Annotated in this window: 17 protein-coding genes; 9 read left to right on the plus strand and 8 right to left on the minus strand. The window is 56.8% G+C overall.

The window, feature by feature from the left end:
- Positions 1 to 175 precede the first annotated feature (175 nt).
- Entirely contained in the window at positions 176 to 538 is a 363-nt protein-coding gene (gene yacL / locus K7R23_RS00450; protein ID WP_012904509.1) for a protein YacL, read from the minus strand.
- Between the two features lie 201 nt (positions 539 to 739).
- Positions 740 to 3337 carry a bifunctional aconitate hydratase 2/2-methylisocitrate dehydratase gene (gene acnB / locus K7R23_RS00455; protein WP_012904508.1) on the minus strand — a complete coding sequence of 866 codons (2598 nt, stop codon included), beginning with the start codon at positions 3335 to 3337 and terminating at the stop codon, positions 740 to 742.
- Between the two features lie 401 nt (positions 3338 to 3738).
- Here acnB and K7R23_RS00460 point away from each other — a divergent pair, with 401 nt between their 5' ends.
- On the plus strand, positions 3739 to 5355 hold the full coding sequence (locus K7R23_RS00460; protein WP_012904507.1) for a DUF3300 domain-containing protein: 1617 nt from the start codon (positions 3739 to 3741) through the stop codon (positions 5353 to 5355).
- Between the two features lie 12 nt (positions 5356 to 5367).
- Positions 5368 to 6159, plus strand: a complete 792-nt coding sequence (locus K7R23_RS00465; protein ID WP_012904506.1) for a DUF2950 family protein — start codon at positions 5368 to 5370, stop codon at positions 6157 to 6159.
- A 78-nt stretch (positions 6160 to 6237) separates the two neighbouring features.
- Here K7R23_RS00465 and lpdA read toward each other — a convergent pair whose 3' ends face one another.
- The 4 genes from lpdA to pdhR all read right to left on the minus strand — a co-directional run bounded on the left by lpdA (position 6238) and on the right by pdhR (position 13072).
- A complete protein-coding gene (gene lpdA, locus K7R23_RS00470) occupies positions 6238 to 7662 on the minus strand; it encodes a dihydrolipoyl dehydrogenase (protein ID WP_001519338.1) in 1425 nt (474 codons plus the stop codon).
- 198 nt (positions 7663 to 7860) lie between these two features.
- A complete protein-coding gene (gene aceF / locus K7R23_RS00475) occupies positions 7861 to 9471 on the minus strand; it encodes a pyruvate dehydrogenase complex dihydrolipoyllysine-residue acetyltransferase (protein ID WP_012904505.1) in 1611 nt (536 codons plus the stop codon).
- 14 nt (positions 9472 to 9485) lie between these two features.
- Positions 9486 to 12149, minus strand: a complete 2664-nt coding sequence (aceE, locus tag K7R23_RS00480) for a pyruvate dehydrogenase (acetyl-transferring), homodimeric type (RefSeq protein ID WP_012904504.1) — start codon at positions 12147 to 12149, stop codon at positions 9486 to 9488.
- A 158-nt stretch (positions 12150 to 12307) separates the two neighbouring features.
- On the minus strand, positions 12308 to 13072 hold the full coding sequence (gene pdhR / locus K7R23_RS00485; protein ID WP_012904503.1) for a pyruvate dehydrogenase complex transcriptional repressor PdhR: 765 nt from the start codon (positions 13070 to 13072) through the stop codon (positions 12308 to 12310).
- A gap of 562 nt (positions 13073 to 13634) precedes the next feature.
- Between pdhR and aroP the strand changes: the two genes are divergently transcribed.
- From aroP to K7R23_RS00500, 3 genes are all read left to right on the plus strand, one after another.
- Positions 13635 to 15008 (plus strand): aromatic amino acid transporter AroP, encoded by a 1374-nt coding sequence (gene aroP / locus K7R23_RS00490; protein WP_012904502.1) that lies wholly within the window; start codon positions 13635 to 13637, stop codon positions 15006 to 15008.
- Between the two features lie 159 nt (positions 15009 to 15167).
- Positions 15168 to 16574, plus strand: a complete 1407-nt coding sequence (locus K7R23_RS00495) for a glycoside-pentoside-hexuronide (GPH):cation symporter (protein WP_012904501.1) — start codon at positions 15168 to 15170, stop codon at positions 16572 to 16574.
- Complete coding sequence (locus tag K7R23_RS00500; RefSeq protein WP_012904500.1) at positions 16574 to 17524, plus strand: glycoside hydrolase family 43 protein; 951 nt, start codon at positions 16574 to 16576, stop codon at positions 17522 to 17524. Before K7R23_RS00495 ends, K7R23_RS00500 begins: the two co-directional genes overlap by 1 nt.
- A 232-nt stretch (positions 17525 to 17756) precedes the next feature.
- Here K7R23_RS00500 and ampE read toward each other — a convergent pair whose 3' ends face one another.
- Both ampE and ampD read right to left on the minus strand, forming a co-directional pair.
- The gene (gene ampE / locus K7R23_RS00505) at positions 17757 to 18611 is read right to left on the minus strand and encodes a beta-lactamase regulator AmpE (RefSeq protein ID WP_012904499.1); all 855 of its coding nucleotides are present in this window, start codon (positions 18609 to 18611) and stop codon (positions 17757 to 17759) included.
- Positions 18608 to 19171 carry a 1,6-anhydro-N-acetylmuramyl-L-alanine amidase AmpD gene (gene ampD / locus K7R23_RS00510; RefSeq protein ID WP_012904498.1) on the minus strand — a complete coding sequence of 188 codons (564 nt, stop codon included), beginning with the start codon at positions 19169 to 19171 and terminating at the stop codon, positions 18608 to 18610. The genes ampE and ampD overlap by 4 nt, the downstream gene beginning before the upstream one ends.
- A gap of 87 nt (positions 19172 to 19258) precedes the next feature.
- On the opposite strand from ampD, the gene nadC reads away from it, so the two are divergent.
- From nadC to hofC, 4 genes are all read left to right on the plus strand, one after another.
- Positions 19259 to 20152: a carboxylating nicotinate-nucleotide diphosphorylase gene (gene nadC, locus K7R23_RS00515; RefSeq protein ID WP_024132465.1), complete on the plus strand. Its 894-nt coding sequence runs from the start codon at positions 19259 to 19261 to the stop codon at positions 20150 to 20152.
- Positions 20153 to 20350: 198 nt separating this feature from the next.
- Positions 20351 to 20803, plus strand: a complete 453-nt coding sequence (gene ppdD / locus K7R23_RS00520) for a prepilin peptidase-dependent pilin (protein WP_012904496.1) — start codon at positions 20351 to 20353, stop codon at positions 20801 to 20803.
- A complete protein-coding gene (gene gspE / locus K7R23_RS00525; RefSeq protein ID WP_012904495.1) occupies positions 20800 to 22185 on the plus strand; it encodes a type II secretion system protein GspE in 1386 nt (461 codons plus the stop codon). Before ppdD ends, gspE begins: the two co-directional genes overlap by 4 nt.
- The gene (hofC, locus tag K7R23_RS00530; RefSeq protein ID WP_012904494.1) at positions 22175 to 23377 is read left to right on the plus strand and encodes a protein transport protein HofC; all 1203 of its coding nucleotides are present in this window, start codon (positions 22175 to 22177) and stop codon (positions 23375 to 23377) included. Before gspE ends, hofC begins: the two co-directional genes overlap by 11 nt.
- Positions 23378 to 23387: the final 10 nt, after the last annotated feature.

The raw sequence follows: 23387 nt of genomic DNA on the forward strand, positions 1-23387 counted from the left end.
CCCGCCTGTTGTCCTGTTGTGATTAAATAAAATCACAAAGATTATATTTAATCAATTTTAGATCAGAAAGGTGTCAGATCACAGTTCTTAATTGATTAATAAAAATCAATTGTACTTTTTCGGCGCAAAAAAAGCCGGACGCTGACGTCCGGCGCTCTCTGATGATTGAATTCGCTCAGGATTGTCGTAAAAAGTCGCGATAGGCTTTCACCACCTGCAGAAAATCTTCCACGCCGCACAGCGACAGGCTCTCTTCATCGTAGTAGTTCATACCTTCTTCCATTTCGTCCCCGGTAAACTCCAGCTGGTTGGCGCGGATCATCACCTCTTCGCCGTCCATCCAGAGCGTATACTCATGACCGGCCCGCTGCCAGGAACGCTCGCTGCCCTTCACCGCCTGCGCCGCCTGTTCCACTTCATCAAGCAGCGTCAGGTTCTCCTTTACCTCTTCATTGAACCAGTGACCCACCACTTCGTGGCCCATCGACATACGCACTAAAACCCGCCCGGTAACATCGCGCAGAAATTCGTAATCCATAAGGTGTTCCTCTGCAAAGCCCTTGGGGTAATTATCGCAGCAGAGAGAAAGAAAAAAAGCGTGCAAAGTGGGAGGAATGAAAATAAAAACCCACCGCAGTTGCGATGGGTTATGCAGGCTACCCGGACGGGATGGCGGCGTCACGCCTGATCCGCTCCGGGAAAATCCCGAAGAGCGGATAAGGCAGCCGCCTCCGGTAAATTACACTGCCGTCTGGAAGATCACTCCGTCAGCCTTCTCGGTGTACTGGGAAAGCTGGTCGAAGTTCAGATAGCGGTAGGTATCGACAGCGGTTTTGTCCACCTGCGCCACGTAGGTCTGATACTCTTCCGGCGTCGGCAGTTTACCGATCAGCGCCGCAACCGCCGCCAGTTCCGCAGAGGCCAGGAAGACGTTCGCTCCGGTGCCCAGACGGTTCGGGAAGTTACGGGTGGAGGTAGAAACCACCGTCGCGCCGTCGGCGACGCGCGCCTGGTTACCCATGCACAGCGAACAGCCGGGGATCTCAATCCGCGCGCCGCTCTTGCCGAAGACGCTGTAATAGCCCTCTTCCGTTAGCTGCGCGGCATCCATACGGGTTGGCGGCGCCACCCACAGACGGGTCGGCAGCTGACCTTTGTGCGCATCCAGCAGTTTTCCGGCGGCGCGGAAGTGACCGATGTTGGTCATGCAGGAACCGATAAACACTTCGTCAATCTTCTCGCCCTGGACGTCAGAGAGCAGACGCGCGTCGTCCGGATCGTTCGGCGCGCACAGAATCGGCTCTTTAATGTCAGCCAGATCGATGTCGATCACCGCGGCGTATTCCGCATCGGCGTCAGCTTCCAGCAGCTGCGGGTCCGCCAGCCATTTTTCCATCCCCTGAATACGGCGTTCCAGGGTGCGACGGTCGCCGTAACCTTCGGCGATCATCCATTTCAGCAGCACGATATTGGAGTTCAGGTACTCGATAATCGGCTCTTTGTTCAGCTTAATGGTACAACCGGCAGCGGAACGCTCGGCGGAGGCATCGGTCAGCTCAAACGCCTGCTCGACTTTCAGATCCGGCAGGCCTTCAATCTCCAGGATACGACCCGAGAAGATGTTTTTCTTGCCTTTCTTCTCAACGGTCAGCAGGCCCTGTTTGATGGCGTACAGGGGGATCGCATGCACCAGATCGCGCAGGGTGATGCCCGGCTGCATTTTGCCTTTGAAGCGCACCAGCACCGATTCCGGCATATCCAGCGGCATTACGCCGGTTGCGGCGGCAAAGGCCACCAGACCGGAACCCGCCGGGAAAGAGATGCCGATCGGGAAGCGGGTATGGGAGTCGCCGCCGGTGCCGACGGTATCCGGCAGCAGCATACGGTTCAGCCAGGAGTGGATAACGCCATCCCCCGGACGCAGCGACACACCGCCGCGGTTCATGATGAAGTCCGGCAGGGTGTGATGGGTGGTCACGTCAACCGGCTTCGGATAGGCCGCGGTATGGCAGAAAGACTGCATCACCAGATCGGAAGAGAAACCCAGGCAGGCCAGGTCTTTCAGTTCGTCACGGGTCATCGGGCCGGTGGTGTCCTGAGAACCAACCGAGGTCATCTTCGGCTCGCAGTAAGCGCCCGGACGAACGCCGGCGACGCCGCAGGCGCGACCAACCATTTTCTGCGCCAGCGAGAAGCCGCGGCTGCTTTCCGCCACGTCTTTCGCCTGACGGAAAACGTCTGAGTGCGGCAGACCCAGCGCTTCACGCGCCTTGGTGGTCAGACCGCGGCCAATGATCAGCGGAATACGGCCACCGGCGCGCACTTCATCGATCAGCACGTCGGTTTTCAGGGCAAAGGTCGCCAGCAGTTCGCCGCTTTCATGGTTGCGCACTTCGCCTTTATAAGGGTAAACGTCAATCACATCGCCCATATTCAGGTTTGATACGTCCACTTCCACCGGCAGCGCGCCCGCATCTTCCATCGTGTTAAAGAAGATTGGCGCGATTTTACCGCCCAGCACCAGACCGCCGCCGCGCTTGTTCGGCACGTACGGAATATCGTCGCCCATAAACCACAGCACCGAGTTAGTAGCCGATTTACGCGAAGAACCGGTCCCCACGACGTCGCCAACGTAGGCCAGCGGGAAACCTTTCTGCTGCAATGCTTCGATCTGTTTGATCGGGCCGACGGCGCCTGGCTGATCCGGCTCAATGCCTTCACGGGCGTTTTTCAGCATCGCCAGCGCGTGCAGCGGGATATCCGGACGGGACCAGGCGTCCGGCGCCGGAGAGAGATCGTCAGTGTTGGTTTCACCGGTCACTTTGAAGACGGTGACGGTCATTTTTTCTGCCAGCTCAGGACGGCTCAGGAACCATTCGGCATCCGCCCAGGAGTGCATCACCTGCTTCGCAAATGCGTTGCCCGCTTTGGCTTTTTCTTCCACATCATAGAAGTTATCGAACATCAGCAGGGTGTGGGACAGCGCTTTGGCGGCAATCGGCGCCAGCTTGTCGTTGTCGAGGGCGTCAATCAGCGGATGGATGTTGTAACCACCCTGCATGGTGCCAAGCAGTTCGATGGCTTTTTCAGGCGTAACCAGCGGAGAGGTCGTTTCGCCTTTGGCGACGGCAGCGAGAAAACCCGCTTTAACGTAGGCGGCTTCATCGACGCCAGGGGGAACACGGTTGATTAACAGGTCTAACAGGAACTCTTCTTCGCCCGCAGGCGGGTTCTTCAGCAGCTCGACGAGCGCGGCCATTTGGGTTGCATCTAAGGGTTTGGGCACAATCCCCTCGGCGGCACGTTCAGCTACGTGCTTACGGTATTCTTCTAGCACGACGGTTCTCCTCGCTCTCATTGTCATAGTGCGGCGCTTTTATCGATGGGCGATTTTCTTCACGCTCCTGTGAGACAGCAGTTAGTTGGGTAAATGCCCGGTACCGCAACGGGCAGAATAGCAGGATTTTAGTGGGGTGTTAATCTGTTTACAAAAAAGCAACATAAAAAAAGTGGCTGAATCGTTAAGGATGGTCTAATGCCCGTTGTGCTCGTGGCAAAAGGCAATTAAGCGCTGTTACAAAGGGTCACATTAATTTTGCGCTCTCCTCAGCGCCCCGTGGTCGCGATCACAGGATTAGTCAAAAATTAAACTATCGGCTCTCTATACTCACCCCCACTGCGCCTGCGGGTGGCAGCAATTCGACCACAGCGATTTCTTGAGGAATCGGGAGTAAGAAAATGACGTTGTCTTTTAAACCCCATGTGCTGGCGCTTGTCTGTAGCGCCGGGTTATTCGCCGCTTCCGGGGTGATATACGTAAAAAGCCGGACGCCCGAAGCGCCTTCCCAACCCGTTCCCGTCACGACGCCTGCGCCAGCTCCCGCCGCGCCGGTCGTCCAGCCCGCGTTCACCACCGCGCAGATCGACCAGTGGATCGCCCCCATTGCGCTCTATCCGGACCCGCTGCTCTCTCAGGTGTTGATGGCCGCTACCTATCCGGCGAATGTGGTGCAGGCGGTGCAGTGGTCACGTGATAATCCCACGCTACAGGGTGATGCCGCGATTCAGGCCGTTTCCGGGCAACCGTGGGACCCCAGCGTGAAGTCGCTGGTGGCCTTTCCGCAGCTAATGGCGCTGATGGGTGAAAACCCGCAATGGGTGCAGGATCTTGGCGACGCGTTTCTGGCACAGCCGCAGGATGTAATGGATGCAGTACAGCGGCTGCGCCAGCTGGCGCAGCAAACCGGTTCGCTGCAATCCACGCCGCAGCAGACGGTCACCAGCACGCCGAAGAAAAGCGTGGCGACCGCTCAACCTGCGCCCGCCGCCCGGACTGCCAGCGCGACTGCATCCACGCCAACGGTGATTAAAATTGAACCGGCCGATCCGCAGGTAGTGTACGTCCCCAGCTATAACCCCGCCACGGTGTACGGCACCTGGCCCAATACCGCGTACCCGCCGGTCTATCTGCCGCCGCCTCCGGGCGAACAGTTCGCCAGCAGCTTTGTGAAAGGCTTCGGCTACAGCCTCGGCGTCGCCACCACCTACGCGCTGTTCAGCAACATCGACTGGGACGATGATGACGATCATCATCACCATCACGACGACGATCATCACCACGATGACCATGACCACCATCACGACGGCTACCAGCATAACGGCGATAACATCAACATTAACGTCAATAACTTCAACCGTATTACCGGACAGCATCTGCAGGAGCAGAATCTGACCTGGCGCCATAACCCGGCGTATCGCGACGGCGTGCCGTACCATAACAGCGCCACCGCGCAACGCTTTCATCAGACCAACGTCAGCGGCGGTCTGAGCGCCACCCGGCAGCCGACGGCGGCCACGCGCGACAGTCAGCGCCAGGCGGCAATGGCGCAATTGCAACAGCGCCACCCGACCGCCGCCGCGCAGCAACAGTCCCCCTCGCGTGACGCCCGGCGTAAAGCGGCTTCGCAGCAGTTGGATCAGATTGCCCGGCGCAACAATTACCGCGGCTACGATACGGATCGCGCCAGCGCTCCTCATCAGGCGATACATAAACCGACCGCTGTGCCGCTGCAACAGCGCCGTGAGGCGCTGAAAACTCGGGCGCAGCCGCATCCGGTCACGCAGCAGCAAAGAGACAACGCCCGCCAGCGGATCGCCGCCTCAACGCCTGAGCAGCGCCAGACCTTCCGGCAAAACCACGCCAATGCCTTCAGCGGCAACGACAGCCGCTCGCCGGACTGGCAGTCGCAGCAGCGACGCGGCCAGGAAAGTCGTCGCGTGGGGCACCTGAGCGGCGAGCAGCGCGCCGCGGCGCGTGAACACCTTTCTGAGCGCCACGAATTTCGTCATCGCTAACCGGAGCCGAATATGAAAAAAATGCTATTTAGCGCCCTGCTGCTTTCGCTGCCTTTACTGAGCCACGCGCAGCAGATGTTCGCCACGCCGGATGAAGCGGCCAGCGCCTTCGCCAGCGCGGTCGCCAGCAAAAACGATGCGCAGTTAACCGCGCTGTTAGGGGATAACTGGCGACAATTTTTGCCTCCCGACGGCGCCGACCCGCAAGCGGTCGCGCGGTTTAACCGCGACTGGAAAATCAGCCATCGCATTGTGCGGCAGGGCAATGTCGCATACCTGAACGTCGGGCAGCAAAACTGGCAGTTGCCCATTCCTGTCGTGAAGTCAGATACGGGCTGGCATTTTGATATGTCCGCCGCGCAGGATGAAATCCTGACGCGAACCATTGGCCGCAACGAGCTGTCGGCAATACAGGCCATGCGCGCCTACGTCGACGCCCAGTATGATTACCGGCAGCGTAAACAGATGTTCGCAACAAAGCTGATCAGCAGCGAGGGGCAACAGGACGGACTCTACTGGCCGGTGCAGCCCGGTGAACGGCCCAGCCCGTTAGGCCCGGCGTTCAGTCCGGATATGCATAGCGAAGGCTATCACGGCTACCATTTCCGCATAATTGCCAGCAACAGCAGCCGCGGGTTCGCGTTACTGGCCTGGCCGGTGACATGGGGCGAAACGGGGGTGATGAGCTTCGTGGTGAATCAGGACGATAAGGTGTATCAGGCGGACCTGGGAAAAGAGACGGAGAAGAAAGCCGCCGCAATCACGCAGTACAGCGACCAGCAACCGTGGCAGCCTGTAGAATAGCAGGCACAAAAAAGCGGCGATTACGCCGCTTTTTATTAGCCTGATAGCGCTTCGCTTATCAGGCCTGCACCCGCAAAATTACTTCTTCTTCGCTTTCGGGTTTGGCAGGTCGGTAATGCTGCCTTCAAACACTTCTGCCGCCAGCCCTACGGACTCGTGCAGCGTCGGGTGAGCATGGATGGTCAGCGCGATGTCTTCCGCATCACAGCCCATCTCGATCGCCAGACCGATTTCACCCAGCAGCTCGCCGCCGTTGGTCCCGACAATCGCGCCACCGATAACACGGTGAGACTCTTTGTCGAAAATCAGCTTGGTCATACCGTCTGCGCAGTCGGAAGCGATAGCACGGCCAGACGCCGCCCACGGGAAGGTGGCGGTTTCATAGCTAATGCCTTTCTCTTTCGCTTCTTTCTCGGTCAGACCCACCCATGCCACTTCCGGCTCGGTGTAGGCGATAGACGGGATCACTTTCGGATCGAAGTAGTGTTTCTTACCGGCGATAACTTCAGCGGCCACATGGCCTTCATGCACGCCTTTGTGCGCCAGCATCGGCTGACCGACGATATCGCCGATAGCGAAGATGTGCGGCACGTTGGTGCGCAGCTGTTTGTCGACGCGGATAAAGCCGCGGTCGTCCACTTCAACGCCAGCCTTGCCTGCGTCGAGGTTTTTACCGTTCGGCACGCGACCGATCGCCACCAGCACCGCGTCGTAACGCTGCGCTTCGGCAGGCGCTTTTTTACCTTCCATCGAAACGTAGATACCATCTTCTTTCGCTTCAACGGCGGTGACTTTGGTTTCCAGCATCAGGTTGAACTTCTTGCTGATGCGTTTGGTGAAGACTTTAACGATGTCTTTATCCGCCGCCGGGATAACCTGGTCGAACATTTCCACCACGTCGATCTCTGAACCCAGCGCATGGTAAACGGTGCCCATTTCCAGACCGATAATACCGCCGCCCATAACCAGCATACGCTTCGGTACTTCTTTCAGTTCCAGAGCATCGGTGGAGTCCCAGACGCGCGGATCTTCGTGCGGAATAAACGGCAGCTGGATCGGACGGGAACCCGCCGCGATGATTGCGTTGTCGAAGTTGATCACGGTTTTGCCGTTTTCACCTTCAACTTCCAGGGTGTTCGCCCCGGTAAATTTACCCAGACCGTTTACCACTTTCACTTTACGGCCTTTGGCCATACCCGCCAGACCACCGGTCAGCTGAGTGATAACTTTCTCTTTCCAGGTACGAATCTTGTCGATATCGGTTTTCGGCTCGCCGAAGACGATACCGTGTTCAGCCAGCGCTTTGGCTTCTTCGATAACTTTCGCTACGTGCAGCAGCGCTTTAGAAGGGATACAGCCGACGTTCAGACAAACACCGCCGAGGGTGTTGTAACGTTCTACGATGACGGTTTCCAGACCTAAATCAGCGCAACGGAAGGCAGCAGAGTAACCTGCCGGGCCTGCCCCAAGTACCACGACCTGAGTTTTGATTTCAGTACTCATCATGACCTCTTAATTTGTATCCGGCGGTCCCTGGTCTTCTCGCCCATCATCCACCGGGTCGTTCTATCCGCCCGTATTTTACAAAATTGTTAACAATTTTGAAACAACAAAACGGCAACGATTTTTCTTCGCACTAATAACCTCAACCACATCATGAGATTACCAGAAAAAAGCCGGCCGTCGGGCCGGCTTTTTTGCTTACATCACCAGACGGCGAATGTCAGACAGCATATTGTTGATGATGGTAATGAAACGCGCACCATCAGCGCCGTCGATCACGCGGTGGTCGAAGGAAAGAGAGATCGGCATCATCAGACGCGGCACAAACTCTTTACCGTTCCATACCGGCTCCATCGCCGATTTGGACACCCCGAGGATAGCCACTTCCGGCGCGTTGACAATCGGCGCGAAGTGGGTGGTGCCCAGGCCGCCGATGCTGGAGATGGTAAAGCACCCGCCCTGCATTTCGCCAGCGGTCAGCTTACCGTCACGCGCTTTTTTGGAGATAGTGGTCAGCTCACGGGACAGCTCGGTAATGCTCTTCTTGTTCACGTCTTTAAAGACCGGAACCACCAGGCCATTCGGCGTATCAACCGCCACGCCGATGTTGATGTATTTCTTCAGCGTCAGGCGCTGACCGTCTTCCGACAGCGAACTGTTGAAGCGTGGCATCTGCTCAAGCGCCGCAGCCACGGCTTTCATGATGAAGACAACCGGGGTGAACTTCACGTCCAGTTTACGCTTCTCAGCTTCGGCGTTCTGCTGCTTGCGGAACGCTTCCAGATCGGTGATGTCGGTTTTGTCGAAGTGCGTAACGTGCGGGATCATCACCCAGTTACGGCTCAGGTTGGCGCCAGAGATTTTCTGGATACGACCCAGTTCCACTTCTTCAATTTCACCAAACTTGCTGAAGTCCACTTTCGGCCACGGCAGCATGCCCGGCAGACCGCCGCCGCTTGCCGCGGCTGGCGCAGCCTCAGCGCGTTTGATCGCCTCTTTCACGTAAGCCTGAACGTCTTCGCGAAGGATACGACCTTTACGGCCCGTGCCCTTCACTTTCGCCAGGTTTACGCCGAATTCGCGCGCCAGGCGACGAATCAGCGGAGTTGCATGAACGTAGGCGTCGTTTTCAGCGAATGCAGATTTACCTTCCGCTTTCGCTGCCGCTGCTGGCGCTTCTGCTTTCGCCGCAGGCGCCGGAGCAGCCGCTTCCTGTTTCGCCGGAGCCGCAGCAGGCGCTGCGCCTTCCACTTCGAAGATCATAATCAGAGAGCCGGTTTTCACTTTGTCGCCAGTGCTGATTTTGATCTCTTTCACGGTGCCCGCGAACGGCGCCGGCACTTCCATCGACGCTTTATCGCCTTCAACGGTGATCAGCGACTGTTCGGCTGCAACTTTATCGCCAACCTTGACCATCACTTCGGTGACTTCGACTTCGTCGCCGCCGATATCCGGTACGTTAACCTCTTTCGCGCCGGTCGCCGCCGGTGCAGCTGCTGCCGGAGCCGCTTCAGCTTTCGCCGGCGCCGCTTCTTTCTTCTCTTCTGCCGGAGCAGGCGCAGCGTCAGCTGCGCCGTCGGCGGAATCGAAAATCATAATCAGTTTGCCCGTCTCGGTTTTGTCGCCGACAGAGACTTTAATCTCTTTAACCACGCCAGCCTGCGGAGATGGGACCTCCATAGAGGCTTTGTCGCCTTCCACGGTGATCAGCGACTGCTCTGCTTCCACTTTGTCGCCGACCTTGACCAGGATCTCGGTGATTTCAACTTCATCTGCCCCGATGTCCGGTACTTTGATTTCGATAGCCATTATTCTTTTACCTCTTACGCCAGACGCGGGTTAACTTTTTCTGCATCGATGTTGAATTTGGCGATGGCATCCGCCACCACTTTCTTATCGATTTCACCACGTTTAGCCAGTTCGCCCAACGCCGCTACCACCACGTAGGACGCATCCACTTCGAAGTGGTGACGCAGGTTTTCACGGCTGTCGGAGCGACCAAAGCCGTCGGTACCCAGTACGCGATAATCGTCAGCCGGTACATAAGTACGAACCTGTTCAGCAAACAGTTTCATATAGTCAGTTGATGCGACAGCCGGTGCGTCGTTCATCACCTGAGCGATGTACGGTACGCGCGGAGTTTCCAGCGGATGCAGCATGTTCCAGCGCTCGCAGTCCTGGCCGTCACGCGCCAGTTCGGTGAAGGAGGTAACGCTGTATACGTCAGAACCGACGCCATACTCTTTCGCCAGGATCTCTGCCGCTTCACGCACGTGACGCAGGATAGAACCGGAACCCAGCAGCTGAACTTTACCTTTGTTGCCTTCAAGGGTATCGAGTTTGTAGATACCTTTACGGATACCTTCCTCCGCGCCTTCCGGCATCGCTGGCATGTGGTAGTTTTCGTTCAGCGTGGTGATGTAGTAGTAAACGTTCTCTTGTTTTTCACCGTACATACGCTCCAGACCGTCATGCATGATGACCGCCACTTCGTAGGCGTAAGCCGGATCGTAAGAGATGCAGTTCGGGATAGTCAGCGACTGAATGTGGCTGTGACCATCTTCGTGCTGCAAACCTTCGCCGTTCAGGGTAGTGCGCCCTGAGGTACCCCCAATCAGGAAGCCGCGCGCCTGCTGGTCGCCCGCCGCCCAGCACAGGTCGCCGATACGCTGGAACCCGAACATGGAGTAGTAGATATAGAACGGGATCATCGGCAGATTGTTGGTGCTGTAGGAGGTCGCCGCCGCCAGCCAGGAAGATCCTGCGCCCAGCTCGTTGATACCTTCCTGCAGAATCTGACCTTTTTCGTCTTCTTTATAGTACGCAACCTGCTCACGGTCCTGCGGGGTGTACTGCTGGCCGTTCGGGCTGTAGATACCAATCTGACGGAACAGACCTTCCATACCGAAGGTACGCGCTTCGTCGGCGATGATCGGCACCAGACGATCTTTGATCGACTTGTTCTTCAGCATCACGTTCAGGGCGCGAACGAAAGCGATAGTGGTGGAGATCTCTTTGTTCTGCTCTTCCAGCAGCGCGCCGAAATCTTCCAGGGTCGGCAGTTCCAGCTTCTCGGTAAAGTTCGGCTGACGGGACGGCAGGTAGCCGTGCAGCGCCTGACGGCGTTCATGCAGGTACTTATGCTCGTCAGAACCTTCCGGGAAGGTGATGTACGGCAGTTTTTCAAGGTCAGCATCGGATACCGGCACGTTGAAACGATCGCGGACGTAGCGAACGCCGTCCATGTTCATTTTCTTCACTTGGTGGGCGATATTTTTCCCTTCCGCGGAGTCACCCATGCCATAGCCTTTAATGGTATGGGCGAGGATAACGGTCGCTTTGCCTTTGGTTTCCTGCGCTTTCTTCAGTGCAGCGTAAACTTTCTTCGGATCGTGACCGCCGCGGTTCAGCGCCCAGATCTGCTCGTCAGTCCAGTCGGCCACCAGCGCTGCGGTTTCCGGATATTTACCGAAGAAGTGTTCGCGGACGTAGGCGCCATCTTTCGATTTGAAAGTCTGGTAGTCGCCGTCAACGGTTTCGTTCATCAGCTGGATCAGCTTACCGCTGGTGTCTTTACGCAGCAGTTCATCCCAACGGCTGCCCCACATCACTTTAATCACGTTCCAGCCGGCGCCTTCAAAGATGCCTTCCAGTTCGTTAATGATCTTGCCGTTACCGGTGACCGGGCCGTCAAGGCGCTGCAGGTTACAGTTGATGACGAAGACCAGGTTGTCCAGTTTCTCACGGGTGGCGATAGTGATCGCGCCCTTGGATTCCGGCTCGTCCATTTCACCGTCGCCCAGGAAGGCGTAAACGGTCTGTTTAGAGGTGTCTTTCAGGCCGCGGTGTTCCAGATATTTCAGGAATTTAGCCTGGTAAATCGCCCCGATAGGACCCAGACCCATAGAGACGGTCGGGAACTGCCAGAATTCCGGCATCAGTTTCGGGTGCGGGTAGGAAGAGAGGCCATTGCCATGCACTTCCTGACGGAAGTTATCCATCTGCTCTTCGGTCAGACGGCCTTCGAGGAAGGCGCGCGCATAAACGCCCGGGGAGATGTGGCCCTGGAAGTACACCAGGTCGCCGCCATCCTGTTCGTTGCGGGCGCGGAAGAAGTGGTTGAAGCAAACGTCATAGATGGTTGCTGAAGACTGGAAGGATGCCATGTGGCCGCCCAGCTCGAGGTCTTTTTTCGACGCCCGCAGCACGGTCATGATGGCGTTCCAACGGATAGCAGAACGAATACGACGCTCCAGCTCCAGATTGCCCGGATATTCCGGTTCGTCTTCAACGGCAATAGTGTTGATGTAATTGCTTGCCCCTGCACCTGCCGCTACTTTCACGCCGCCTTTGCGGGCTTCGGAAAGCAGTTGGTCGATCAGATACTGAGCGCGCTCAACACCTTCTTCACGGATGACCGATTCGATCGCCTGTAGCCAGTCGCGAGTTTCGATCGGATCCACGTCATTTTGGAAACGTTCTGACATGGGTTATTCCTTATCTATCTAATACGTTGAGTTATCTGGAACCTGTCCCATTAAACTTTCGTCGGAAAGCTTAATAAGACAGGTTCTGCGTTTAGTTGCCGCGCACATTTTTGCGCTTTATTAACAACATCTTCTGGTAAACGTACTGCCAGAAAAAACTAATTCTTGCGCTGCTCCAGGCGGCGTAAGGCGCGTTCACGACGACTCTCCTCACGGCTCCGATCCAGCAATATCTCTTCGATAAACGCCAGGTGACGGTGCGATGCTTCGCGCGCCTCCTCGGGGTTACCGGCCATAATCGCTTCGAAAATACGGGTGCGGTGACTACTCACCAGCGGCAGCATTTCACGACGCGAATAGAGCAATTCAAAGTTCTGGCGGACGTTTTGCGCCAGCATCGGCTCCATACACCTTAGCAGATGAAGCAAAACCACATTGTGGGCCGCTTCGGTGACCGCAATCTGGTATTGCAGGACCGCATCGGATTCGGCGTCCAGATCGCCTGACTGTTGCGCCAGCTCAATGGCGTGGTGCAGTTCACGAATACGCGTCTTGTCCTCGCTGGTGCTGCGCAGCGCCGCATAGTATGCGGCAATGCCTTCCAGCGCGTGGCGCGTCTCGAGCAGGTCAAACTGGGATTCAAGATGATCGGAGAGCAGCTCTACCAGTGGGTCGCTAAAGCTCTGCCACAGGCTGCTCTGAACAAAAGTGCCGCCGCCCTGGCGACGGAGCAACAGACCCTTCGCTTCGAGACGTTGAATCGCCTCACGCAGGGAGGGACGGGAGACATCGAACTGTTTCGCCAGTTCGCGTTCCGGTGGGAGTTTTTCTCCGGGGCGTAACGTGCCCTCAAGAATCAAAAACTCCAGCTGCTGCTCAATCACATCGGATAGTTTTGGTTGGCGGATTTTGCTGTAGGCCATGATGTCCTGTCTTAAGCCATTTGCCCGGAGTCAATTGGTCTTACCAATTATATATCTGTGACGCTAAAGTAACAAAGTATTCACCTTCTGTCCATATAGGTTTTGATTGAAATCAGGAAACCACGCACATTTTAACAACATTACAGAAATATCGTTTCAACCCTGTAACTATGCACAAATGTTAAATTTACCTCTCACGGGGTAGGTTTAACTTTATTGAAACGAGAAAAAATGCCTGAAGAAGCGATTCAGTTGCATGTTTATGCAAATAAATTAGATTAAAATTTAAATTATTACCGAAAAAAGTATTTCAGAGGGTATAAAGGGGGTAGTTACATCTGCTCTCTTTTTATGCAACTCGTCATCAACCATTCATAAACCAGGTGCATTCCACTGCGCGTACCATTATTCTGATCCGGACAAAAGAGCTTCGGCGACATTTTATAAACCACAACCGTAAACAAAATAATACAACAAACGGAATTGCAAACTTACACGCGCATCCTGCGTTATTAACAGATAAACGCTCATCAAAGAAAGAGCGCACCACACACGAGGTTTCATGATGGACAGTCAGCAGCACGGCGAGCAGCTTAAGCGCGGGCTTAAAAACCGCCATATCCAGCTAATCGCGCTGGGCGGCGCGATAGGAACAGGCCTGTTCCTGGGCAGCGCCTCCGTTATCCAGTCTGCCGGGCCCGGTATCATTCTGGGTTACGCGATTGCAGGTTTTATCGCTTTTCTGATTATGCGCCAGCTGGGCGAGATGGTGGTTGAGGAGCCGGTTGCCGGTTCATTCAGCCATTTTGCCTATAAATACTGGGGCGGCTTTGCTGGCTTCGCATCGGGCTGGAACTACTGGGTGCTGTATGTGCTGGTCGCAATGGCGGAACTGACCGCCGTCGGAAAATACATTCAGTTCTGGTATCCGGAGATCCCGACATGGGTTTCCGCCGCCGCGTTCTTTATCCTCATCAACGCCATCAACCTGACCAACGTTAAAGTGTTCGGCGAAATGGAGTTCTGGTTCGCCATCATCAAAGTGATCGCCGTGGTGGCGATGATTCTGTTCGGCGGCTGGCTGCTGTTCAGCGGCAACGGCGGACCGCAGGCGACCGTGCGCAACCTGTGGGAACAGGGCGGCTTCCTGCCCCACGGCATGACCGGTTTGGTCATGATGATGGCAATCATCATGTTCTCCTTCGGCGGTCTGGAGCTGGTGGGCATCACCGCGGCGGAAGCCGATAACCCGGAACAGAGCATTCCGAAAGCCACCAATCAGGTGATTTACCGTATTCTGATTTTCTATGTGGGTTCGCTGGCAGTGCTGCTTTCCCTGCTGCCGTGGACGCGGGTTACCGCCGACACCAGCCCGTTTGTCCTTATCTTCCACGAGCTGGGCGACACCTTTGTAGCGAATGCGCTGAACATCGTGGTGCTGACCGCGGCGCTGTCGGTCTATAACAGCTGCGTCTACTGTAACAGCCGTATGCTGTTTGGCCTGGCGCAGCAGGGCAACGCACCAAAAGCGCTGCTCTCCGTCGATAAGCGCGGTGTGCCGGTCAATACCATTCTGGTCTCCGCGCTGGTTACTGCGCTGTGCGTACTGATCAACTATATGGCCCCGGAATCAGCGTTCGGCCTGCTGATGGCGCTGGTGGTTTCCGCGCTGGTGATCAACTGGGCGATGATTAGCCTTGCGCACATCAAGTTCCGCCGCGCCAAACAGCAGCAGGGCGTGAAAACCCGTTTCCCGGCCCTGCTTTATCCGCTGGGGAACTGGATCTGCCTGCTGTTTATGGCTGCGGTGCTGGTGATTATGTTAATCACGCCGGGAATGGCAATCTCGGTCTATTTAATCCCGGTATGGCTGCTGATCCTGGGCGTTGGCTACCTGTGCAAACAAAAGACGGCAAAAACGGTTAAAGCGCATTAATCCCCCTCGCCCTCACCCGTCTGCCGGTTGAGGGTTGTTATCTGCCTCACACTTTCCTGCCATTAGCTATTTCGTCCATATCAGCGGCGCTATCCTGCAACGCAATTATTCCTGCGCCGACAAATAATTCTCACCATCACCAGATGGGGAGATGTCTCGATGGATAAGGGTAAACTGTCGGTAAGAGAGAAGATTGGTTATGGCATGGGCGACGCCGGATGCAATATTATTTTCGGTGCTATCATGCTGTTTGTTAACTATTTTTATACGGATATTTTTGGTCTGGCTCCCGCACTGGTCGGCGTGTTGCTACTCTCGGTCCGCGTGATTGACGCTGTAACCGATCCGGTGATGGGCGCCATTGCCGACCGAACCCAGAGCAAATATGGCCGTTTTCGCCCCTGGCTGCTGTGGATCGCCTTCCCCTACGCGCTGTTCAGCATCCTGATGTTCACCACCCCTGACTGGTCATATAACAGCAAGGTTATCTATGCGTTTGTCACCTATTTCCTGCTGTCAATCACCTATACCGCCATTAACATACCTTACTGCTCGTTAGGCGGGGTCATAACCAACGATCCGAAGGAGCGCGTGGCCTGCCAGTCTTATCGTTTTGTTTTAGTCGGCATTGCGACGCTGCTGCTGTCGCTTACCCTGCTGCCGATGGTCGACTGGTTCGGCGGCGGCGACAAGGCGAAAGGCTACCAGATGGCGATGACCGTACTGGCGATTATCGGCATGTGCATGTTCCTGTTCTGCTTTGCCACCGTCCGCGAACGCGTGCGCCCTGCCGTTCCCACGCACGATGACATGAAGAACGATTTTAAAGACGTCTGGAAGAACGATCAGTGGGTGCGCATTCTGCTGCTGACGCTGTGCAACGTCTGCCCCGGCTTTATTCGCATGGCGGCAACCATGTACTACGTCACGTGGGTGATGGGACAAAGCACCCATTTCGCCACGCTGTTTATCAGCCTGGGCGTGGTCGGCATGATGATTGGCAGTATGCTGGCGAAAGTGCTGACCGACCGCTGGTGCAAACTGAAAGTGTTCTTCTGGACCAACATCGCGCTGGCTCTCTTCTCCTGCGCGTTTTACTTCTTCGACCCGAAAACCACCGCGTTGATTGTCGTACTCTACTTCCTGCTGAATATTCTGCATCAGATCCCGTCGCCGCTGCACTGGTCGCTGATGGCGGACGTTGACGACTACGGCGAATGGAAAACCGGCAAACGTATCACCGGCATCAGCTTCTCCGGTAATCTGTTCTTCCTGAAGCTCGGTCTGGCGATTGCCGGGGCGATGGTCGGCTTTCTGCTCTCCTGGTACGGCTACGACGCCGGAGCGAAAGCCCAGAGCGACACGGCGATCAACGGCATAGTACTGCTGTTTACGGTTATTCCGGGGGTGGGTTATCTCATTACCGCAGGCGTGGTTCGTCTGCTGAAGGTTGACCGCGAACTGATGAAACAGATTCAGGACGATCTGGAAAAGCGCCGCGTCAACTACCGCGAGCTTAATGAATATCAGGAACTGAAAGCCACTGAAAGCGTAAGGAAAGCCTAATGCCAAACTGGCCAAACCCATTTATTGAGCAACGCGCCGACCCGTTTATCCTGCGAGACGGTAGTGACTACTACTTTATTGCCTCGGTGCCGGAATATGACCGGCTGGAAATCCGCCGGGCGGCCTCTCTGGAAGGTCTGCGCAACGCGGAACCGGTTGTCGTCTGGCGTAAACCGGAAACCGGCCCGATGTGCGAACTGATCTGGGCACCGGAAATTCATCGTATCAACGGTAAGTGGTATATCTATTTCGCCGCTGCCCATACTCAGGCGCTCGACAAACTGGGGATGTTCCAGCACCGGATGTACGCGCTGGAATGTGCCGATGCCGACCCGCTCACCGGCCTCTGGCGCGAGAAGGGCCAGATAAAAACTCCGTTTGATACCTTTGCGCTGGATGCCACCACGTTTCATCATCAGGGGAAACAGTGGTATCTGTGGGCGCAAAAATCCCCGCATATCGCAGGTAACTCTAACATTTACCTTGCCGAGCTGGAAAACCCGTGGACGCTCAAGGGCGAGCCGGTGATGCTCAGCCAACCGGAATATGACTGGGAGTGTCGGGGCTTTTGGGTCAACGAAGGTCCGGCGGTGCTCACGCATGGCGACAGGCTGTTCATCAGCTACTCCGCCAGCGCAACGGATGAGAACTACTGCATGGGTCTTTTATGGATTGATATGAACGCCGATCCGCAAGACCCGGCGAACTGGCATAAATCGCCGCGTCCGGTCTTTGCCACCAGCTATGAAAATCGTCAGTACGGGCCGGGGCATAACAGCTTTACGCAAACGCCGGAAGGGGAAGATGTGCTGGTATATCACGCGCGCAACTACACCGAAATCGAGGGCGATCCACTCTACGATCCTAACCGTCATACCCGTCTGAAGCTGGTTCGCTGGGACGAAAACGGAATGCCGGATTTTGGTATTCCGCCCGCGGATACTCTCTGAAACGCAGCCCGGCGGCGCTACGCTGTCGGGCATGTCGGCCCGCCGGCAAAAATTAGCTACTCCAGGCCGAATCCCGTAGGCCGGATAAGCGTAGCGCCATCCGGCAAAAATTAGCTACTCCTGGCCGGATCCTGTAGGCCGGATAAGCGCAGCGCCATCCGGCAAAAATTAGCTACTCCAGACCGAATCCTGTAGGCCGGATAAGCGTAGCGCCATCCGGCAAAATCTGACGCTACACCAGCGCCCCGTAAATAGTCAGAAACGCAATGGCCACCACCCCAACCAGGGAAGTTTTCTTGGCCATCGATACTGCCGCTTTCGGCGTCCCAACCTTATCGGTATGCGGCTCTCGCGCCAGCGAGAACTGCGCCAGACGGGTTACCACCTGATACTGGGCGGTATGCAAATCGGTAAGGGATGCGAACCAGGCCGGCAGCGCTTTCTCACCGTGGCCGATCAACGCATAAACCACGCCTGCCAGACGTACCGGGATCCAGTCCAGCACGTGAAGAATAGCGTCAATGCCGGACTGCAAACGCTCATGGGGCGTCAGGTAGCGCGCCAGCCAGGACTGCCAGGCGCGCAGGAAGGCGTAACCCACCAGCAGCACAGGCCCGACGGTTCCGCCGACAATCAGCCAGAACAGCGGCGCGAGGTAAAAACGAAAGTTAATCCACAGCAGCGCATTTTGCAGCTCACGCAAAAATTCACGCTCATCGCAGCCCGGCGGAACGCCGTGAATCATAGTTAGTTCGCTGGCCATCGCCGTACGGGCGTGCGCATCGTCGCGCGACGCCGCGGTAAGATAGGCGTGATAGTGCATTCGCACTTTCCCCGCCCCAATACACAGCAGCCCAATCAAAATCCACGCGACAATCGTCGGTACGTTAAATAGCAGGCCGTCCAGCGCGCGCAGCAGCAGAAACGTTAACGCCATCGCAATCAGCGTCATCCCCAGCGTCCGCACCATCGAAAAGCGTTTAACTCGCCGGAAAAAGGCCTCCAGGCGGTGATCGAACTGCCAGTGTTCTCCCAGCTTAAACAGGCGCTCAATCAGCAGCACCAGAAGTGTCGTAAACAGCGTCATGTCATCTCCTTATCTGACGAGGGGGTGACCAGAGCGCGAAACCTTGTCCAGTCAAAGGCTGGCCCCGGGTCGGTCTTACGCTCAGGCGCAATATCACAATGTCCGGTTGTGTTATCGGCAATGGCCGGGTAATGTGTAATCAGGGTGCGGGTAATTGCCGCCAGCTGTTGATATTGCGCATCGGTATAGGCCAGCGTATCGGTCCCTTCCAGCTCAATGCCTATCGAAAAATCATTACAGCGCTCGCGGCCGCGATAATGCGAAACGCCAGCGTGCCACGCGCGCTTATCGAAAGGAACATACTGAACGATTTCACCGTCGCGGCGAATCAGACAATGGGCCGAAACGCGCAGATGGGCAATTTCAGCAAAAAAGGGATGTGCGGCTGGATCAATTGTTCCGCTGAATAAGGCATCAATCCACGGACCGCCGAATTCACCGGGCGGCAGGCTGATATTGTGCACCACCAGCAGAGAAGGATTTTCGTCATCCGGGCGGCAATCGTAATGGGGAGAAGGGACGCGCCGCGCCTCTGCCAGCCAGCCCTTGTCTAACAACATGCAGGTTCTCCTTTTGAGTGGTGCTGATAGCCGCTTCAGAGTAGCATGTTTCCACCTTATGATTCGTTAGCAATTTGGAGTTTTATCATGCCGCCTCGCCGTTATAACCCTGACTACCGACGTGACGCGCTGTTGGAACGCATTAATCTGGATATCCCTGCCGCTGTCGCCCAGGCGCTGCGTGAAGATTTAGGTGGTGAAGTGGATGCCGGTAACGATATTACGGCACAGCTTTTGCCGGAAAATACTCGCGCTCACGCGACCGTTATCACCCGTGAAAACGGCGTTTTTTGTGGCAAACGCTGGGTGGAAGAAGTGTTTATTCAACTGGCGGGCGACGACGTCACGCTAATCTGGCACGTCGAGGATGGCGACAGCATCAGCGCCAGTCAGCCACTGTTTGAGCTGGAGGGACCCGCCCGAATCCTGCTGACCGGCGAGCGCACCGCGCTGAACTTTGTGCAGACGCTCTCCGGCGTCGCAAGCGAAGTGCGCAAGTATGTCGATCTGCTGGCGGGAACGAAAACGCAGCTGCTGGATACGCGTAAAACCCTGCCGGGCCTGCGCACTGCGCTGAAATACGCCGTGCTGTGCGGCGGTGGCGCCAATCACCGGCTGGGGCTTTCTGACGCGTTCCTGATCAAAGAGAATCACATTATCGCCTCCGGCTCAGTCCGTCAGGCGGTGGAAAAGGCGTTCTGGCTGCACCCTGACGTCCCGGTTGAGGTTGAAGTCGAAAACCTTGATGAACTGGACGAGGCCCTGAAAGCCGGCGCTGACATCATCATGCTGGATAACTTCGAAACCGAGCAGATGCGTGAAGCGGTGAAACGCGCCAACGGCCAGGCGCGCCTGGAGGTCTCCGGCAACGTCACCGACGCGACGCTGCGTGAATTTGCCGAAACCGGCGTCGACTTTATTTCCGTCGGCGCGCTGACGAAACACGTGCGTGCGCTCGACCTCTCAATGCGCTTTCGTTAATCCTCTTTGCCCGGTGGCGCTGACGCTGACCGGGCCACTCCGCCATCCGGCACTTTTTCGAGCCGCCTCGTAAAAGCATTGTCCGGTGATGAAACGCCGACAGATTCCTCTGAACCCGGATTCCCGATTCTCCTTTTGCCGTTCGCTAATCCCGATCGCGTTTGCCAAAGTTGCCTCCGCTAACTCAAGGAGCGACCAATGGATAAACAACGTGGATTCACCCTTATTGAACTGATGGTGGTGATCGGCATTATCGCGATTCTCAGCGCCATCGGCATTCCGGCGTACCAGAACTATCTGCGCAAGGCTGCGCTCACGGACATACTGCAAACCTTCGTCCCCTACCGCACCGCCGTTGAACTTTGCGCGCTGGAACATGGCGGCGTCGCGACCTGCGATGCAGGAAGTAACGGCATTCCCGCCCCGACCACCACCCGCTACGTCTCGGCCATGAGCGTGGCGAAGGGAGTGGTTTCAATGAGCGGCCAGGAAAGTTTGAACGGGCTCAGCGTGGTCATGACGCCGGTCTGGGATAACGCTAACGGCATAACGGGCTGGACGCGCAGCTGCGCGATTCAGAATGACGGCGCGTTGCAGCAGGCCTGTGAAGACGTTTTTCGCTTTGATGCCAACGCAGGAGGTTCAGAATGAATACCACGCAGCTAAAAGCGCTTTGCCAGCGCTATCAGGGGATCCTGCTTGACGCCGATAGCGAAGCCGTACACGTCGCCGTAGTGGACGCGCCTTCCCATCAGCTACTGGATGCCCTGCACTTCGCCACCACCAAACGCATTGAAATTGTCTGCTGGACGCGTCAGCAAATGGAGGGACATCTGCACCAGCCGCAGCAAACGCTGCCCGCGGTGATACCTGAATCCAGCCTCAGCGCGGCGACGCTACTTGATAAAACGTTACAGGCAGCGCTGACCAGCCGCGCCTCAGATATCCACATTGAGCCTGCGGAACATCACTTTCGCATTCGCCTGCGGATAGATGGCGTGCTGCATAGCCTGCCCGATATTGCGAAAGAGACGGGCGTCGCCCTGACGGCGCGGCTGAAGGTCCTGAGCCATCTGGACATTGCCGAGCACCGGCTGCCGCAGGATGGTCAGTTCACCGTCGAACTGAACGGCGCCGCCGTCTCGTTTCGTATTGCCACGCTCCCGTGCCGCCAGGGTGAAAAGGTGGTGCTGCGTCTGCTGCATCAGGTGAACCAGGCGCTGGAGGTTACCGCGCTGGGAATGCACGACACGCAGCTTTCCGCCTTTAACCATGCGTTACAGCAGCCGCAGGGGCTGGTGCTGGTCACCGGCCCCACGGGCAGCGGCAAAACGGTGACGCTGTACAGCGCACTGCAGTCGCGAAACGCGACGGAGGTAAACCTGTGCAGCGTTGAAGATCCGGTGGAGATACCGCTGGAGGGTATTAACCAGACGCAGATCCATCCGCGCGCCGGACTGACCTTTCAGAGCGTATTACGGGCGCTGTTACGCCAGGACCCGGATGTCATTATGGTCGGTGAGATCCGCGACGGCGAAACGGCGGAAATCGCCATTAAAGCGGCGCAAACCGGTCACCTGGTGCTTTCCACGCTGCATACTAACTCCACCTGCGAAGCGCTGGTGCGCCTGCAGCAGATGGGCGTGGCGCGCTGGATGCTCTCATCGGCGCTAACGCTGGTAGTGGCGCAGCGTCTGGTAAGAAAATTGTGCCCCCACTGTCGCCGCCTCACAGACGATCCTGTCCGTTTGCCGCAAGCCGTGTGCGCCATGCCCCTGCCCCGCTGGCTGGCGCCGGGCTGTGAGCATTGTTATCACGGCTATTATGGCCGCACGGCGCTGTTTGAAGTGCTGCCGATAAGCGCCGGGCTGCGCCAGCAGATTGCGAACGGCGCCACGGCAGAAGCTCTGGAAGGGTATGCCAGACAGGCAGGGATGCTCACGCTGTTTGAAAGCGGCTGCCGCGCCGTTGACCAGGGACTGACGACATTTGAGGAGCTGGTACGCATCCTGGGTATCCCCAATGAGCGCTAACAAACTCTGGCGCTGGCAGGGTATTGATAACGGAGGTTCGCCTGGCGAAGGAACGCTATGGGCAGAAAACCGCGCTCTGCTGATGCTGGCGCTGCAACAATGCGGGATAACGCCGCTGCGCGTGAAGCGCTTACGGGTTAATCGGGCGCTCTGGCGCAGCGATAAATGTGCGGAAGTCATCCAGCAACTCGCCACGCTGTTGCAGGCCGGACTGACGCTTTCCGACGGGCTGTGGCTGCTTGCCGGCCAGCATCCTGACAAACAGTGGCAGGCGCTGTTGGAGAGCCTGGCGCGTGAGCTGGAGAATGGCGCGCCGCTCTCCAGCGCGCTGGCGCAATGGCCTGACATTTTTCCGCCGTTGTACCTGGCAATGATCCGCACCGGAGAGCTGACCGGCAAACTCGACGTATGCTGTTCTGAACTCGCCCGCCAGCAGAAGGCGCAAAAGCAGCTACGCGATAAGGTCGCAAAAGCGTTGCGTTACCCGACCATCATTTTAACCATGGCCGTAATGGTGGTCCTGGCGATGCTGCACTTTGTGCTGCCAGAATTTGCCGCGATTTACCGAACCTTTAACACGCCGCTGCCTGCGCTGACGCAGTGGATTATCGCTGTTGCAAACGGCAGCGCGCGCTGGGGCTGGCTGGTTATACTGACGGGCGTTGCGCTCACCGCAGTCGCCGCGGGGCTCCGGCATCACGTTGCCTGGCAGGTTTTACGCCAGCGATGGCTGCTGCGCGCGCCGGTTGTGGGACGTTTGCTCAGAGGGCAAAAGCTGACGCAGATTTTCACCATCCTCGCGCTGACGCAGAGCGCGGGGATTTCATTTTTACCGGCGCTTGAGAGCGTACGGGAAACCCTGCGCTGTCCCTACTGGACACAACGTATTTCACAGGTGCAAGACGATATCAGCCGCGGCATCCCGGTCTGGCAGGCATTTAAAAACGCCCAGGAATTTACTCCGCTCTGTCTGCAACTGGTGCGAACGGGCGAAGCCGCCGGATCGCTGGACGCGATGCTGCATAATCTTGCCCGCCATCACAGCGAAAGCACGCTGGCGCTGGCCGATAGCCTTGCCGCGCTGCTGGAACCAGCGTTACTGGTGATTACAGGATTAATTATCGGCACGCTGGTGGTGGCAATGTATCTGCCGATATTTCATCTGGGGGATGCGATGAGCGGAATGGGATAGAGCGACCTGC

Source organism: Citrobacter rodentium NBRC 105723 = DSM 16636 (assembly GCF_021278985.1).
GTDB classification, from domain to species: domain Bacteria; phylum Pseudomonadota; class Gammaproteobacteria; order Enterobacterales; family Enterobacteriaceae; genus Citrobacter_A; species Citrobacter_A rodentium.